Genomic DNA, 15,394 nt, shown 5'->3' with positions numbered 1-15,394 from the left:
GCTGGGTACAGTTTTTTGAAACGTCGACCCTCCAAAGAATCGATCGTTCGCCGGAGTCCCGGACTCCGCTGATCCACCGAGGACGTGCTGTGCCGCTTCACCGAGATACCCCAGGCTCCCTTTCCGTCCAGGATCTGCTCGGTGTGATCGACACCGGTACGGCCACAAGCCATCGCGCGGACACCGGCGCCTCGTGGCGGGTCCGCTCCGTCTCCGGCGCCGCGGTCGCGGCCGGCGCCCTGCTCGCCACCACCGTGCAGATGACGCCCGCCGCCGCCACGCCCGCGCCACCGCCCGTCGAGCCGGATCCGATCGCGAGCGTGCTGAAGTCGATCGAGGAGGCCATAGCGGCCGCCACCGGCGCCGCACCGGTGGCCGCTCCCCCGGTCGAGGCGCCCGCGGAGGCACCGGAGCCCGAAATTCCCGCCCCCGCAGTGGAAGTCGCGCCCACCGTCGAACCCGCCGCCGCCCCGTTCGGATTGGCGGGCCTGCCCGCCGAGATCCGCGGCCCGCTCGCCCAAGCCGAACAGGCCATCAAGAGCCTCCAGGAGCAGGTCGCCCCGTTGGTGCCCGCCCCGCAGATCGCGGCCCCGCCCGCCGTTCTGCCCGTGGGTGGCGCGATCAGCTCCGGATTCGGAACCCGCTGGGGCTCATTCCATTACGGCGTCGATATCGCCGACGCCCTCGGCACCCCGATCCACTCGGCCATGGGCGGCACCGTGGTCGAGGCGGGCCCGGCCTCCGGGTTCGGACTCTGGGTCCGGGTCCTGCAGGACGACGGCACCACTGCCGTCTACGGCCACGTCAACGATATCTACGCCCATGTCGGCCAACGCGTGAACGCCGGCGATGTGATCGCCTCGGTCGGCAACCGCGGCCAGTCCACCGGCCCGCACCTGCACCTCGAGATCTGGGACCAGAACGGCAGCAAGATCGACCCGGTGTCCTGGCTTGCCGCCAATGGCGTTCTCATGGAACAGCATTGGGGCGCCGACTGACGAGGAGCCGCCCCTGATCCGGCCCACCGCGCGCCGGTCTACTGCGCCTCCTCCCCGCGCCGCGGCTCGTAGCGGGGGCCGACCACGGCGATGGCGGCGTCGACGGCGACATCGATGATGTCGCGGATGTCGCCGCCCGCTTCGACGGTGGAGGCGATGAGTTCGCGGAAGCCGCCGTAGAGGAAGGTGGCGGTGCGGCGGTTCGGCGGGTGCTGGACGCCGGGGGCGTCGAATTCGGGTGTGGCGGCCAGTCTTTGGATGAGGTCTATGAAGGCTTCGGCGGCGTCGTGGTGGAGTTTGGCGGCGGCCTCGCCCAGGGCGGGGGTGTCGCGGATCCAGGCCAGGGTGATGGTGGGGTCGTGGCGGGAGGCATCGATCCAGGCGTGGATGGCCTGGCGGACCTGGGTGCGCCAGGGGGCGGAGGGGTCGACGGCGTCGGAGATCTGCTGGATGGTCTCGTTATTGCGTTCGGTGAGCAGGGCGATGAAGCAGTCCTGTTTGCTGTCGAAGTGTTCGTAGAAGGTGCGGCGGGAGGTGCGGGCATTGCGGACCACATCGGCGACGGTGGTCTCGCGGTAGCCGCGCTCGCGGACGGCCTCGGCCATGGCTTCCAGGAGCCGGCGCCGGAAGGCGGATTCCGGTGCGGGCTCGGTGGCGGTGCTGGTGGCGGGCTCGGCGCGGGTCACGACCAACAGGTTAGTTGGCCCCGCGCCGGACCGATCACGGCGTGGCGCGCAGTGGAACATGCGCCGGATCGGTGGCTCGCGCGAACCGGATAGTGCCGTCCTCGATGCGACCGTGGCGCAGCGAGAGCACATCGTGGGCATAATTCATGCCCAGCCGCCAGGGACGGCGCGCACCGGCGGAGGGGAAGCGGTGGATGGCGCGCTGGACGTAGCCGGATTGGAAGTCCAGCAGCGGCGCCTTGGCGATATCCGGATCGGGCCACGGGGTGCAGCGGTCGTAGCCGCCCGAATCCATATGGCGCAGCAGGCGGCAGACGAATTCGGCGGCCAGGTCGGCCTTCAACGTCCAGGAGGCATTGGTGTAGCCGATGGTGAAGGCGAAGTTGGGGACGCCGCTGAGCATCATGCCCTTGTAGGCCATGGTGTCGGGCAGGTCGACGGCGCGGCCGTCGACGCTGAGCTCGACTCCGCCGAACGCCAGCAGCTGCAGGCCGGTCGCGGTGATCACGATATCGGCCTCCAGCTCGGCGCCGGAGGCCAGCCGCAGGCCGGCGGCCGTGAACCGGTCGATCCGATCCGTCACCACCTGGGCGCGGCCCGCCCGGATCGATCGGAACAGGTCGCCGTCGGGCACCAGGCACAGCCGTTGATCCCACGGGTTGTAGTCCGGATTGAAATGGACGTCCACCTCGTAGCCCGCGGGCAGCTGCGCCGCGTTCTGCTTGCGGATGAGCTCGCGGATCATGACCGGGCGCCGGCGGCTGAGCTGGTAGATCAGCGTGCTGATCAGCACGTTCTTCCAGCGGGTAATGGTGTAGGCGCGCCGCGGGCCCAGCCAGGCGCGCAGGCGCGTGGCCACGGCGTCCTCGGTGGGGATGGACATGATGTAGGTCGGCGAGCGCTGCAGCATGGTCACCCGCGCCGCGGTCTCGGCCAGCGCCGGTACCAGAGTCACCGCCGTCGCGCCGCTGCCGATCACCACCACGCGTTTGCCGGAGTATTCCAGATCTTCGGGCCAGTGCTGCGGATGCACCAATCGCCCTCGGAAATCCTCGATTCCGGCGAACTCGGGCGTGTAGCCGCGATCGTAGGTGTAGTAGCCGGTGCACATGTACAGGAATCGGCAGGTGAGCGTCGCTGTCCCGCCATCGTGCGCGACGGTCACCGCCCAACGCCCGTCCGCCGTCGACCACGCGGCACCGATCACCTTGTGCCCGAACCGGATCCGGCGGTCGATGCCGCCCTCGGCCGCGGTATCGCGAATGTAGTCCAGGATCGAGGGACCGTCGGCGATCGCCGCGGCCTGCGTCCAGGGCCGGAAACGGTAACCGAGGGTGTGCATGTCGGAATCCGAGCGCACTCCGGGATAGCGGAACAGATCCCAGGTGCCGCCGATTGCCGTGCGCGCCTCCAGAATCGCGTAGCTGCGACCCGGAAACGCCTCTTGCAGATGGTGTGCCGCGCCGATGCCCGACAGGCCGGCACCGACGATCAGCACATCGAAATGCTCGCTCATGCCGTGGCTCCCGCCTTGGCGCGGGCCTCGAGCCGCCGCTGGAGCACCGCGATCACGTCGTAGTAGTGGGTCGGCGCGACCCGCGTGAGCACATCGAACACGTACGCGTCGGGGCCGACCATGATGCGCGCCTTGCCGCGTTCGACTCCGCGGCAGATGATTTCGGCCGCCTTCTCCGGCGAGGTCTTGGCGAGGGCCTCGAACTCCGCGACCAGCTGCTCGGGGCTGCGGCCCCGGCCCTCGGGATCCTTGCGGATCCGGGCATTGCGCGCGATATTGGTGGCGATCCCGCCGGGATGCACGTTCACCGCCGAGACCCCGGTCCCCCGCAGTTCCTGGCGCAAGGCGTCGGTGAACCCCCGCACGCCGAATTTCGCGGCGCAGTACGCACTGTGATACGGCACGCCGGCCAGCCCGTACACGCTCGAGGTGTTCACGATGACGCCCATGTCCTGCTCGACCAGGATGGGCAGGAACGCCCGGGTGCCGTTGACGACACCGTCGAAGTTGATCCGACGCAACCACTCGTCGTCCTCGGGGACCGCGTCGAGCACCGAGGACGCCACCGCGACACCGGCATTGTTGAACACCGCCGCCAGCGGCGCGGTCAGCCAGTCGCGGACCTCCGCGGCGAAGGCCAGTTGCGCGGCGGCGTCGCTCACATCGAGCGCCCGGGTGAGCACCGGACCGGTCAGCGCGGCCGCGGTCTGCTTCAGACCGCTCTCGTCGATATCGGCGATCGCCACGGGTGATCCGCGGCGGGACAGCAATTGGGCCAGGCCGCGGCCGATGCCGGAGGCGGCCCCGGTGATCATGACGGGATGTCCGGACAGTGGTCTACGTGTGCGGGGCATCGGTACTCCTGGCGGTGCGGATGTGGGAGTCGATCAGATCGGTGAGCGCCGGCCAGACACCGGCGGGCAGGTCGTGGCCCATACCGGGCAGCGTCTGCGACCGTGCGCCCGCGATGGCCCGCGCGGTGACCGTCGCGCCGGTCGGATTCACCATGAGGTCCCGGTCACCGTGCAGGATCAGGGTCGGGGCCACGATGGCGGCGAGTTCCCCGGTGCGGTCACCGGATTTGAGGATGCCCGCCAGTTGACGGCCCACGCCCGCCGCCGGACGCGGGTCGCGATCCCAGGTCAGCGCCGCCGCGATGCGCACCGCGTTCTCGTCGAACGGATAACCGCGCGAGGAGATGTGCCGATACATGCGGACCGCGCTCGCTATGTGCTCGTCGCGGGTGCGGGCCGGGCGGGCGAACATCAATCGCCAGGTCGACAGCGCCGGTCGGCCTACCCGCGCCGCACCGGTGGTCGACATGATGGAGGTCAGCGAGGCGACCCGGTCCGGATAACGGGCCGCGACGGTCTGCGCGATCATCCCGCCCATCGACATGCCCGCCAGGTGCGCGGATTTCACTCCGAGCGCATCCAGCAGCCCCACCGTATCGGCGGCCATCTCGCCGAGATCGTATTGCTCTGTGTGCCAGTGCTTTCGCAGCAGGTCCACCGGCTTCGGCGGCCGATACCGGAAATGCGTCGACTTGCCGACATCGCGGTTGTCGAAACGAACGACGTCGTAACCGCGCCCGGCGAGCAACGCGCACAATCCGTCCGGCCACTCGTGCAGCTGCTGCCCCAGACCGGCGATCAGAACCAGGGGCACCTCGCCACCGCCCGATCGCCGGTAGCACAGCGTGACGCCGCGGCCCACATCCGCGAGCCGCTCGGTCATGCGGTCACCTGCGCGCTGTGCGTCTCGGTCACGACGGCGGGGCGCGGAGGGCGGCGGTGCACGACGGCGCGGCCCTTCTTGGCGGGCGCCAGCGCGACCCCCCGGAAGTGCGTGCGCTCATCCGGCGCGGTGGTCGGCTCGAGTGTGAAATCCCTTAGCAGCGTGCGCAATACGATGTTCATCTCCATGGTGGCGAAGGCCGCCCCGATGCACCGCCGGGCGCCGCCGCCGAACGGGATCCACTTGAAGGTGCCCGGCCGGACGCCGACGAAACGGTCCGGATCGAAGGTGCGGGCCTTCGGGAAGAGCGTCTCGTTGTCGTGCATGAGCCGAATGCTGACCAGCACGTTCTGCCCCTTGGGCAGCGTCCACCGACCGAGCTCCAGCGACTCGGCCCGCACCTTGCGCACGGTCGAATCGATGACCGGCCGCACTCGCTGCACCTCCAGCAGCGTCGCTTCCCGCAGTTCCGATCCGCCGGCGTCGGCCTCGGCCACCAAGCGCCGCAACACATCCGGATGCCTGCGCAACCGCTCGACCGTCCAGGCCAGTGAGGTCGCGGTGGTCTCGTGCCCGGCGGTGAGCAGGGTCAGCAGCTCATCGGCGATTTCACCGCGGGTCATGGCGCCGCCGTCGTCGTATCGCGATTGCAGCATCATCGCCAGCACATCGTCGCGCTCGCCGAGTCGCTCATCGGCGGCCGCGCGGTCGATGAGCCGGCCGACGATCTCGTCGTAGTGGCGTCGATGGGCGGTGAAGCGCGACCACGGGCCGAAGCGCCCCAGGAACTTCTCCGGCACCGGCACGGCGGCCAGCGCCGAACCGAGCAGCACGAGCTTGGGCACCAGCTCGCGCAGTTCGTCGAATTCCTTGCCCTCGGCGCCGAATACGGCCCGCAGGATCACATTCAGCGTGATCCGCATCATCGACTCCATGGTCGCGAACTCGCGCCCCTCCGGCCAGGTGGCGAACTCCCGGACCGCCTCCTCCTCGATCAATGCCTCGTACACGGCGAGCCTGCGCCCGTGGAACGGCGGGGTCAGCAGTTTGCGCTGCTTGCGGTGCTCGGCCCCGCGCAGCGAGAACAGCGAGCCCGGCCCGAGGAACTGCCCGAGATTGACATCGACATTGTCGGCCACCTCCGGGGACGCGGTGAACAGCGCCTTCACCTCGGCCGGATCCGACAGCACCACCATGCGACCGAATCGGGGCATATAGACGGTGAAGGCCGAACCGTATCGGTCGTGCAGGCGTCGCCACGCGCGGGTGCGCCCGACCATCACCTCCAACCCTTGGAGAAAGTCCGGAGTCGTTGGCCCGTCGGGCAATTTCACCGTGGTCATGCCGCATCTCCCAGCGTGGTACACCTGTGTACCGGTCTGACGGTACAGCGACGTACCAGGCAGTGGCAAGGGTCACTTCCGCGCCGGGCGCGGCATTGTCAGTAGCGAATTCCCGGCTCGCTCCAGATATCCGGGACCACCACCGCGATCGAGCGGCCCTGCGGGTCGAGCAGGTGCCCGAGCAACTTCTCGTGCCGCAGTGTCACAAGGCGTTCGGCGATATGGAGTTCGGGATGTTCTGCGGTGAGCCGGGATTCGAAGCGCAGCACATCGGCGACGGAATGCAGGCTGGCTTGCAGCACCAGGTTGTGCGGGCCGCTCACCGCGGCGCAATTGCGGGTCTGCGGCAGCGCGACGAGGGCATGGCCGATGCGCTGGAGGTCGGCCGCGGGCACAGCGGCGCGGAAGGTGACCGCCACCGGCCAGCCGCCGAGCGGACGCGCGAAATCGCAGCGGAAGCGCAGCAGGCCGAGCCGGGTGAGCTCGTCGATCCGGCGTTTCACGGTGGCGGTGCCGGTCCCGAGGGCGGCGGCGAGTGCGGCGTAGGAGGCGCGGCCGTCGTGGGCGAGCGCGGCGAGCAGGTCGCGGTCGAGGTCGGTGACGCGATTGCGGTCGCGGGCCGAGGCCGGCCGCGCGGGCGGGGTGACGAGCTGAGTGCGCTGATCCGGGGCGAGGGCGTCGATGCGCCAGTCGCCGCCCTCGGTGAACAGGTGGGTGATCAGGTGCGCGCGGACCTCGGCGAGGTGCGCGACGGCCGGGAGGATATCGAGGGTGTAGCGCGACATGGCGGCCAGATCGCCGGTGCCCACCGTGGCCCAGATGTGGTGTCCACCGGCCACGCGTTCGAGGGTGAGCATGTGCGGATGCCGCGCCAGCTCGGCGGCCACGGTCGCGGCCTGCCCGGCGGCGCAGCTGATTTCGAGATACGCGGTACAGATCAGGTCGAGCAGCCGGGGACCGGGAGAGGTGCCGACCCACGCCGCGCCCCGGCCGTTGAGACGCTGCCAGCGCCGCGCCGCGGTGACCGGGTCGACGCCGAGCGCGGTCCCGAGCTCGGTCCACGAGGCCCGGGGCCGCAGTTGCAGCGCGTGAATGAGGGCGAGCTCGTCCTCGCTCAACAACTCGCGATTATCCTGCATCAGAGGCACTCGATCCGTTTCTTTCCTGCACTTGCACCGTATCGACAGGCTAATCCTGCACGGTGAACGGCATACCGTCGAGGAAGGAAGGTCCCGGCAATGGCGTTCGGCGACTATCAGAACGAGATCTATTTCAACGGCCTGCGCGGCGTGGTTCCCACCCTGCCGGTGCACTTCGCGGAGCTGCGCGACCGCGCCCGGGCCGCGCTGCCGCCCTCGATCTGGTCCTATGTGGCCGGCGGCGCCGGCGACGAGCGCACCCAGGACGCCAATGTCACCGCCTTCGACCGCTGGGGCCTGGTCCCCCGCATGTTCGTCGGCGCCAAGGAACGCGACCTCTCGGTCGACCTGTTCGGAATGACCCTGCCCGCACCGGTTTTCCTCGCCCCCATCGGCGTCATCGGCCTGTGCGCCCAGGACGGCCACGGCGATCTCGCCACCGCGCGGGCGGCGGCCCGCACCGGCGTGCCCATGGTCGCCTCGACTCTCACGGTCGATCCCTTGGAGGACGTCGCCGCCGAATTCGGCGACACCCCAGGACTTTTCCAGCTCTATACGCCCACCGATCGCGATCTCGCCGCCAGTCTGGTGCAGCGCGCCGAAAAGGCCGGTTACCAGGGCATAGTCGTCACCCTCGACACCTGGGTGACCGGCTGGCGGCCCCGTGACCTGTCCACCGCCAACTTCCCCCAACTCCGGGGCCACTGCCTGGCCAACTATTTCACCGACCCGGTCTTCCGCGCCTCCCTGCAGAAGACCCCGGAGGAAGACCCCCAATCGGCGATCCTGCGCTGGATCCAGGTCTTCGGCAACCCGCTCACCTGGGAGGACCTCCCCTGGCTCCGCTCCCTGACCGATCTTCCCCTGATCGTCAAGGGCATCTCCCACCCCGATGACGCCCGCCGCGCCATCGACGGCGGGGTGGACGGCATCTACTGCTCCAATCACGGGGGCCGCCAAGCCAATGGCGGCCTCCCGGCCCTCGATACACTCCCCGGCGTCGTGGAGGCCGCCAATGGCGTCCCGGTCCTGTTCGACTCCGGCGTCCGCAGCGGCGCCGATATCGTCAAGGCCCTGGCCCTCGGCGCGACAGCCGTAGGCATCGGTCGCCCGTACGCCTACGGCCTCGCCCTCGGTGGCGCCGACGGCATCGTGCACGTCCTGCGCACCCTGCTCGCCGAGGCCGACCTCATCATGGCCGTCGACGGCTACCCGGCGCTCGCGGACCTGACGCGCGAGGCACTTCGGCCGGTGTCTTGATCAGTCCCGGCTGGTGATGGCGGTCGTGGTGAAGGTGGGCGCGGGGTTGGGGTAGCACGCGACCGGGATGTCCAAGGGGCCGAAGGGTGTTCGGACGTTGGCGGTGAGCGTCAGACCCGGGTCGGCATAGCTGGTGCCCGCCAGCGTGGTGGTGATGGCGCCCGCATCGCCCGCCGTCACAGTGGCCGTGATCGACGGCAGGGTGAAGGTGGAGCCGCCCCGGATCGGCTCGGTCACCCTGACCGCGAGCCTGCCGCCCGAGTCGTCGAGAGTGGCGGCGACCGTGCCGCCCGACAGCGAGGCGGAGACATACGTCGAGTTGGCCGGGTACGGCGCCAGCAGCTGCATGTCGTGCACATTGTTGATCGTGTAGCCGCCGGCGGTGGCGGGGACCGAACCCGCCGCCGGTGTCAGCGTAATCACGACGGGGGCGCCGGGATCGGCGGATGCGGGTGCTGTGCCCGTCACGTCGATGGTCATCGTCATGGTCTGGGGACCGCCGATCGGCGGGGTGCCCTGACATTGGAAATTGACCGTCGTCGTATTCAGCGGCGCAGCTCCCGTGGGTGACGCGAGAGCACCGGTGGCCGCGAGCGCCAAGGGCGCGATGGCGGTGAGCTGAATGAGCAGGGACGCTTTCGATTTCATCATTGTCTCCGTCCTCGAAGAGAGGGGCAAAGACTAACGTTTCGAACTGGACTTGCGACCATGTCAGCCGACTGGGGAACAGTGATTTCGCGCCCGCGGAATCATTCCCCACTCGAATTCCCCAGACCACCGCGCGGCCGACTGTGCGATGGTTGACGCCTCTCCACTGGACCAGAGGTGTGTCTTGCGAAATCTACTATCTCCCTTGGTATTCGGTGCGGCATTGGGTCTGGCGGTCGTCGGCCTGCCCGCTCTGGCCGATTCCGCCGCCGCGAACAACCCGCCGCCGACCGAACGCAGCGTGACCGATATCGTGCCCATTCCCGTACAGGCCGAACCGGACTCGACCGCGAATTTCACGCTGACCGCCGACAGCGTGATCCGGGCGGAGTACCAGGCCCAGGAGGTCGCCGACTACCTGGGCGGCCTGTTGCGTCCCGCCACCGGATTCCCACTCCCGGTGGTGGATCCGAGCGACCGGGAGCAGCCGGGGATCACCTTCGAACTCGGCGACGCCGGTCCGCAGGTCGGCGATGAGGGCTATCGGCTCGCGGTGGCCGAGGATGGAATCACCCTGAGTGCCAACACCACCGACGGACTGTTCGGGGGCGTGCAATCGCTGCGGCAGCTGTTCCCGGCGGCGATCAACGAATCGTCTGTGCAGCAACGGGATTGGACGGTCGCGGGCGGCACGGTGCTGGACTACCCGCGCTTCGAGCGACGGGGCGCGATGCTCGATGTGGCCCGGCACTTCTTCACCCCCGATCAGGTGAAGCGGTATATCGACCAGATCGCCCAATACAAGATCAACACACTGCATCTGCATCTGACCGACGACCAGGGCTGGCGCATCGAGATCAAGAGCTGGCCGAGACTGGCCGAGATCGGCGGGCAGACCGCGGTGAACGGCGACCCGGGCGGCTACTACACCCAGGAGCAGTACACCGACATCGTCAACTATGCGGCCTCGCGGCACATTACCGTGGTGCCCGAGATCGATATGCCCGGACACGTCAATGCCGCGCAGGCCTCCTACGGTGAATTGAACTGCGATGGCAAACCGGTGCCGCCGCGCACCGATATCGAGGTGGGTTACAGCTCACTGTGCATTTCCAGCCCGACGACCTATCGATTCGTCGAGGACGTCATCCGCGAGATCGCGGCGCTGACACCGGGACCCTATATCGATCTCGGCGGCGACGAGGCCCACAACACCTCGGCCGAGGATTACAACACCTTCTTTCAGAAGGTGACGCCATTGGCCGCCCAATACGACAAGAAGATTCAGGGCTGGCACAACTTCGCCGTGACGAATCCGCCCACCTCGGCGATTCCGCAGTATTGGGATACCGCCAACCGCAATGCCGATACCGCGGCGGCCGCGGCGCGGGGCAACAAGATTCTGATGTCGCCGGCCAACAAGGCGTATCTGGATATGAAGTACAACCCGGATAGCCCGCTCGGCCTGCATTGGGCCGGCTATGTCGAGGTGAAGGACGCCTACGACTGGGATCCCGCCACGTTCCTCGAGGGCGTCTCGGAAAGCCAGATCATCGGCGTCGAGGCGCCGCTGTGGTCGGAGACGCTGCGGACCAGCGCCGACATCGAGTACATGGCATTCCCGAGGCTGGCCGGGGCCGCCGAAATCGCCTGGTCCCCGCGTGCCACGCACAATTGGGAGAACTACCGGGAACGGCTCGCGAAACAGGGGCAGATCTGGATCGCACAGGGCATCAACTTCTATCGTTCCCCGCAAGTGGACTGGAAGCCCGCCGCCTAGGGCGGAGCGTCACGGAGTCCGCCGCGAGCCCTCGAGATACGCGACGATCGCGTTGGTGAGGCCGCGGCGGGCTTCGTCCAGGTCGGAATAGGTGCCGAGCTGTTTCTCGGAGGTGATGCCGCGCATCGAGCCGGGGAGGAAGGCGGCGACCTCGCGCACACGCGCGGGGTCCACGTCGAGTCCGGCGAAGGCGCGCTCGCAGGCATGGGCCCAGGCGTCTTTCCAGGAGGCCAGTTCGGCTGCGGTGCGGGGGTATTGGTTCTCCAGTTCGGCGCGGTCGTGCGGCAGGGCGGCACGGAGGGTTTCGATGGCGCGGGAATCGCTGGAGGTCAGGCCGCGGTAGAGGATCTCGACGGTGGCGGCGACGCGGTCGCGCAGGGGCGCTCGCGGATTCACCACCGAGACGGGGAGGTCGCCGCGGCGTTCGGCGGTGCGGTGCAGGACGGCGGCCCAAAGGCCGTCGATATCGCCGAATTGGTATTTGACCGCGCCCCAGGTGGCGCCGATCTCCTTGGCGATGCGGTTGGCCGAGACCGCGGTGCGGTCGCCGGTGGCGAGGGCCTGCACTGCGGCGTCGAGCATGGTCTCGCGGGTGGCGATACCCCGGCGGTTGGCGCGCCTGCCGTTGCTCTCCGTCTCGGTCATCTTCGGCATCCTAGTGCGCGTGCGAGGCGTGGAATCGCCATGGCTCCAGGTCTTCCCAGGTTTCAAAGAACCCTCTACCATTCTGGGATGGCGAAACCACCGCTGTCCATGGTCCCGACCGGCTGGTTCCAGGTGGCGTGGGCGGCCGAGATTCCCGTCGGCGCGGTGCATCGGATGAAATACTTCGGGCGCGAGCTGATCGCGTGGCGGTCGGCGGCGGGGCAGGTGAGCGTGATGGACGCCTACTGCGAGCATCTCGGGGCGCACCTGGGGTTCGGCGGGCATGTCGAAGGTGAGCGCATCGTCTGCCCATTCCACGGGTGGGAGTGGGATCGCGACGGGCGCAATGTGCGCATTCCGTACGAGGATCGGCCGAATCCGGTGCGGCGCATACGCAGTCATCCCGTGATCGAGCGGAACGAATCCATCTACATCTGGCATGACGTCGCGGGGCGCAAGCCCTACTTCGATGTGCCCGATGTCTTCACCGGATTCGGCGACGGGCGCACCGCCGCCGACTACTACCCCGCCTATCCCGGCGGAACGCTGTATCGGGAACGCCTGGAATTGCATCCGCAGTATGTGCTGGAGAACGGCGTCGACTTCGCGCACTTCAAGTTCGTGCACAAGGTGCCGTTCGTGCCGACGTTCACTCGCCAGGAGTTCGACGGGCCGGTGTCGTATGTGGATTTCACGGTGACCTTCGACGCCGAGACCGGCGTGTCGGCCGAGGAGGTGCGCAGCGGGGTGGAGGCCGTCAATGCCGGGCTCGGGGTGGCGGTGACCAAGAGCTGGGGCATGATCGACAATCGCACGATCTCGGCGGTCACCCCGGTCGACGAGGGCACCTGCGATGTGCGGTTCACGGTCTGGATCGGCTGCCCGCCCGGCCGTGATCGCAGCCAACCCTCCCGCAGCGCAGCGCAATTCGGCCAGGCCGTCATCGGCCAGTTCCTCGCCGACATCCATATCTGGTCGCACCAGCGCTATTCCGACCCGCCCGCGCTCGCTCGCGCCGAATACGCCGGCTTCAAGGCGCTGCGGACGTGGGCCGCCCAGTTCTATCCAGACCCAGCCGGAAAGACCGCACCATGAGCGAGACTTGCACCCCGATCCGCGTATTCCAGGTCGCCACAGGCAATGTCGGCACCGAGATGATCAAACGCATCCGCAATCACCCCGATCTCGAACTCATCGGATTGCACTGCTACACACCGGAGAAGATCGGCCGTGACGCCGGGGAGATCGCCGGGCTCGAACCGCTCGGAGTGATAGCCACCGGCTCGGTCGACGACATCCTCGCCGCCGCACCCGATGTGCTCACCTTCCACGGCGTGTTCCCGGACGAGGACCTCTACGTCAAGGTCCTGGAAGCCGGGATCGACATCGTCACCACGGCCGACTGGATCACCGGCCACCACCGCAACCGGAACCACCCCCATCCCTCCGGCAGGCCCACCACCGAAATCCTCGAAGAGGCCTGCCGCCGTGGCGGATCCACCTTCTACGGCACCGGCATGAATCCGGGCCTCATGCAGATCCTCGGCATCGTCCAAACCTGCGATGTGGCCGACCTGGAGAATGTCACCGTCATCGAATCGGTCGACGTCTCCTGCCATCACTCCGTGGACTCCTGGCAGATGGTCGGCTACGGCCGCCCCATCGACGACCCGGCCCTTCCGGCCATGCTGGAGCAGGGAACCCGGGTCTTCGCCGACGGCGTGTACCTCATGGCCGACTGCTTCGGCCTGGAACTCGACGATGTGGTCTTCACCTACGAACTCGGCGCCTGCACCAAGGACATCGACCTCGGCTGGTACCACCTGCCCAAGGGCTCACTCGGCGCGAACTACCTGAAGTACCAAGGCATCGTCGACGGCGTACCCAAGGTCGAAGTCCACATCGAATGGCAGATGACACCGCACACCGACCCGCACTGGAATGTCCAGGGCTGCTACATCACCACAATCCAAGGCGACCCCTACATCTCCAGCAAGCACCGCATCCTCCCCAAACCCGGCACCGACTTCGCCAACCCCGCCTCCTTCGCCTCGGTCGGCATGACGGTCACCGGCCTGCCCGCCCTCAACGCCATCACATCCGTGGTCGCCGCACCGCCCGGCGTGATCACCAGCGCGGATCTGCCGCTGCGTGCCTTCGCCGGCCGCTTCAAGCCCTAGCCGTCTGCGCGACCGCTCGCGCATCGGGCACGATGGACCGGACGAATCCTCGAAAGGAACAGCAACACATGAAGACTCGGCTCAACTGCCCCTGCGGCGAGTACATCCTCGGCACCGATGAGGACGACCTGGTCGAGAAGACCCAGGCCCACCTGGCGGAGAAGCACCCCGACCACGACTACAGCCGCGACGAAATCCTGTTCATCGCCTACTGATCTCGGACTCGCTCGTCACCCGCCGCCACAACGGCTTTCGATGGCCTCGGCGATCAGCTCGCACGCCCCGGCCATCGAGATGCCGATGCCCCGAAGCCGCGTCAGCCCTTGACCACCTGCGTTCCGCCCGCGATGTTGTCGTGCCAGCCCTGCTTCGTCGAACTCGCACTCACCGTGACCGCGATCCCGATGGCGGCGAAGAACCACAGAATCCCGCCGATCCACGGAATCAGATTGAGCAGCATGTACGCATTGCGCAGCGCCGACTCCTTCGCATTCGGCTTCGCAGCGCCCCCGGCCCCGTTCACATGCAGGCCGAGAATCTTCTTGCCCGGCGTCGACCCGGTCGCCACCTCGAACAATACGAAATAGAGGAATCCGAACCCGGCCCCCGGCAGGACCGAAATCCACCCCGGCAGATCCGCCGCCCGATCCAGCAACCAGAACACGATCGCGCCGATGATCCCGGCAATGATCCAGTCGATGAACCGGGCCACCGCCCGCCCTCCGATCCCCGCCGGCGCCACTCCCACGCCCCGCCCGATGCTCTGCTCGTATCCACCCGCGGTCATCGTTCCTCCTCGTACCTCGATCAACGAACGACTTCCGCCAATTCTTCCGTAATCCCCCGCTGCTGCACCAGATCCACGATCGGCGCCGCCGCACTCAGCTCCCCGTTCAACTCCCCCGCCGCGGTAACCGTCCCCACCACCGTGCCCTCGAGAATGACGTACACCTCCCGCAGATTCGAATAGTCGCGTACCACAAGCGATTCCCCCTCACCCACCGCCTCCACCCGACAGTCCGCACCCTCCAGTGGCTGATCCCACGGCACCTGACAAGGCTCGGCCCCCGCAGGAATACTCCCCGCGTACTCATAGACATTCACATGGAACCACCCAACTTCCACCCCTCGCACAATCCCCACCTCGGTCATCCGCAGAGCCGCATTCAACTGCGCACTGAACCCAGGCAAGATCCACGGCCGCCCACCACTCTCCCCCGACCCGATATTCCTGGGCTCCGCACTCAACCCGGGCACCTCCCCCACAACCTCAAACCCCCGCCGCTCCAACCCCTCCCGCAACACCCCCGGAACATCCACCCCGGCCCCCGCCGACGGCCTCCCCGGCGAATCCCCCGACCGCGGCGAACCACACCCACCCACCAGGAGGGCCACAAGAGCAAGAACCACTACCGGCCAACGCATTACCGCCATTGTCCCGCGCCGGCGATTCCCGGGGGCG

The 15,394-nt window shown here is 68.0% G+C and carries 16 protein-coding genes; 6 read left to right on the top strand and 10 right to left on the bottom strand.

What is annotated here, in order from left to right; translation table 11 throughout:
* The first annotated feature begins 143 nt into the window (after nt 1-143).
* On the top strand, nt 144-998 hold the full coding sequence (locus tag ACYQ5L_RS18300) for a M23 family metallopeptidase (protein ID WP_459958907.1): 855 nt from the start codon (nt 144-146) through the stop codon (nt 996-998).
* Nucleotides 999-1,036: 38 nt separating this feature from the next.
* Here ACYQ5L_RS18300 and ACYQ5L_RS18295 read toward each other — a convergent pair whose 3' ends face one another.
* From ACYQ5L_RS18295 to ACYQ5L_RS18270, 6 genes are all read right to left on the bottom strand, one after another.
* Nucleotides 1,037-1,684, bottom strand: a complete 648-nt coding sequence (locus tag ACYQ5L_RS18295; RefSeq protein ID WP_459958906.1) for a TetR/AcrR family transcriptional regulator — start codon at nt 1,682-1,684, stop codon at nt 1,037-1,039.
* 34 nt (nt 1,685-1,718) lie between these two features.
* The gene (locus ACYQ5L_RS18290; RefSeq protein ID WP_459958905.1) at nt 1,719-3,200 is read right to left on the bottom strand and encodes a flavin-containing monooxygenase; all 1,482 of its coding nucleotides are present in this window, start codon (nt 3,198-3,200) and stop codon (nt 1,719-1,721) included.
* Nucleotides 3,197-4,054 (bottom strand): SDR family NAD(P)-dependent oxidoreductase, encoded by an 858-nt coding sequence (locus tag ACYQ5L_RS18285; protein WP_459958904.1) that lies wholly within the window; start codon nt 4,052-4,054, stop codon nt 3,197-3,199. Before ACYQ5L_RS18285 ends, ACYQ5L_RS18290 begins: the two co-directional genes overlap by 4 nt.
* Nucleotides 4,038-4,937 carry an alpha/beta fold hydrolase gene (locus ACYQ5L_RS18280; protein WP_459958903.1) on the bottom strand — a complete coding sequence of 300 codons (900 nt, stop codon included), beginning with the start codon at nt 4,935-4,937 and terminating at the stop codon, nt 4,038-4,040. The genes ACYQ5L_RS18285 and ACYQ5L_RS18280 overlap by 17 nt, the downstream gene beginning before the upstream one ends.
* On the bottom strand, nt 4,934-6,280 hold the full coding sequence (locus ACYQ5L_RS18275; RefSeq protein ID WP_459958902.1) for a cytochrome P450: 1,347 nt from the start codon (nt 6,278-6,280) through the stop codon (nt 4,934-4,936). The genes ACYQ5L_RS18280 and ACYQ5L_RS18275 overlap by 4 nt, the downstream gene beginning before the upstream one ends.
* Nucleotides 6,281-6,378: 98 nt before the next feature.
* A complete protein-coding gene (locus ACYQ5L_RS18270) occupies nt 6,379-7,419 on the bottom strand; it encodes an Lrp/AsnC family transcriptional regulator (protein ID WP_459958901.1) in 1,041 nt (346 codons plus the stop codon).
* 99 nt (nt 7,420-7,518) lie between these two features.
* Here ACYQ5L_RS18270 and ACYQ5L_RS18265 point away from each other — a divergent pair, with 99 nt between their 5' ends.
* Complete coding sequence (locus ACYQ5L_RS18265) at nt 7,519-8,679, top strand: alpha-hydroxy-acid oxidizing protein (protein ID WP_459958900.1); 1,161 nt, start codon at nt 7,519-7,521, stop codon at nt 8,677-8,679.
* Here the strand turns inward: ACYQ5L_RS18265 and ACYQ5L_RS18260 are convergent, their stop codons facing one another.
* Nucleotides 8,680-9,327 carry a hypothetical protein gene (locus tag ACYQ5L_RS18260; RefSeq protein WP_459958899.1) on the bottom strand — a complete coding sequence of 216 codons (648 nt, stop codon included), beginning with the start codon at nt 9,325-9,327 and terminating at the stop codon, nt 8,680-8,682.
* Nucleotides 9,328-9,511: 184 nt separating this feature from the next.
* Here ACYQ5L_RS18260 and ACYQ5L_RS18255 point away from each other — a divergent pair, with 184 nt between their 5' ends.
* Complete coding sequence (locus tag ACYQ5L_RS18255) at nt 9,512-11,107, top strand: beta-N-acetylhexosaminidase (RefSeq protein ID WP_459958898.1); 1,596 nt, start codon at nt 9,512-9,514, stop codon at nt 11,105-11,107.
* A gap of 9 nt (nt 11,108-11,116) precedes the next feature.
* On the opposite strand, the gene ACYQ5L_RS18250 is transcribed toward ACYQ5L_RS18255, so the two are convergent.
* Nucleotides 11,117-11,752, bottom strand: coding sequence for a TetR/AcrR family transcriptional regulator (locus ACYQ5L_RS18250; RefSeq protein WP_459958897.1), 636 nt, complete (start codon nt 11,750-11,752; stop codon nt 11,117-11,119).
* Between the two features lie 87 nt (nt 11,753-11,839).
* Here ACYQ5L_RS18250 and ACYQ5L_RS18245 point away from each other — a divergent pair, with 87 nt between their 5' ends.
* From ACYQ5L_RS18245 to ACYQ5L_RS18235, 3 genes are all read left to right on the top strand, one after another.
* Nucleotides 11,840-12,847 (top strand): 3-ketosteroid-9-alpha-monooxygenase, oxygenase component, encoded by a 1,008-nt coding sequence (locus ACYQ5L_RS18245; protein ID WP_459958896.1) that lies wholly within the window; start codon nt 11,840-11,842, stop codon nt 12,845-12,847.
* Entirely contained in the window at nt 12,844-13,932 is a 1,089-nt protein-coding gene (locus ACYQ5L_RS18240; RefSeq protein WP_459958895.1) for an NAD(P)H-dependent amine dehydrogenase family protein, read from the top strand. Before ACYQ5L_RS18245 ends, ACYQ5L_RS18240 begins: the two co-directional genes overlap by 4 nt.
* Before the next feature lie 68 nt (nt 13,933-14,000).
* The gene (locus tag ACYQ5L_RS18235; RefSeq protein WP_459958894.1) at nt 14,001-14,147 is read left to right on the top strand and encodes a DUF1059 domain-containing protein; all 147 of its coding nucleotides are present in this window, start codon (nt 14,001-14,003) and stop codon (nt 14,145-14,147) included.
* 101 nt (nt 14,148-14,248) lie between these two features.
* On the opposite strand, the gene ACYQ5L_RS18230 is transcribed toward ACYQ5L_RS18235, so the two are convergent.
* Together ACYQ5L_RS18230 and ACYQ5L_RS18225 are read right to left on the bottom strand one after the other, a co-directional pair.
* Nucleotides 14,249-14,719, bottom strand: a complete 471-nt coding sequence (locus tag ACYQ5L_RS18230) for an RDD family protein (protein ID WP_459958893.1) — start codon at nt 14,717-14,719, stop codon at nt 14,249-14,251.
* Between the two features lie 20 nt (nt 14,720-14,739).
* A complete protein-coding gene (locus ACYQ5L_RS18225; protein ID WP_459958892.1) occupies nt 14,740-14,982 on the bottom strand; it encodes a hypothetical protein in 243 nt (80 codons plus the stop codon).
* Between the last annotated feature and the right edge of the window lie 412 nt (nt 14,983-15,394).

Source organism: Nocardia sp. IFM 10818 (assembly GCF_054655275.1).
This window is presented reverse-complemented; position numbering and strand designations above follow the sequence as displayed.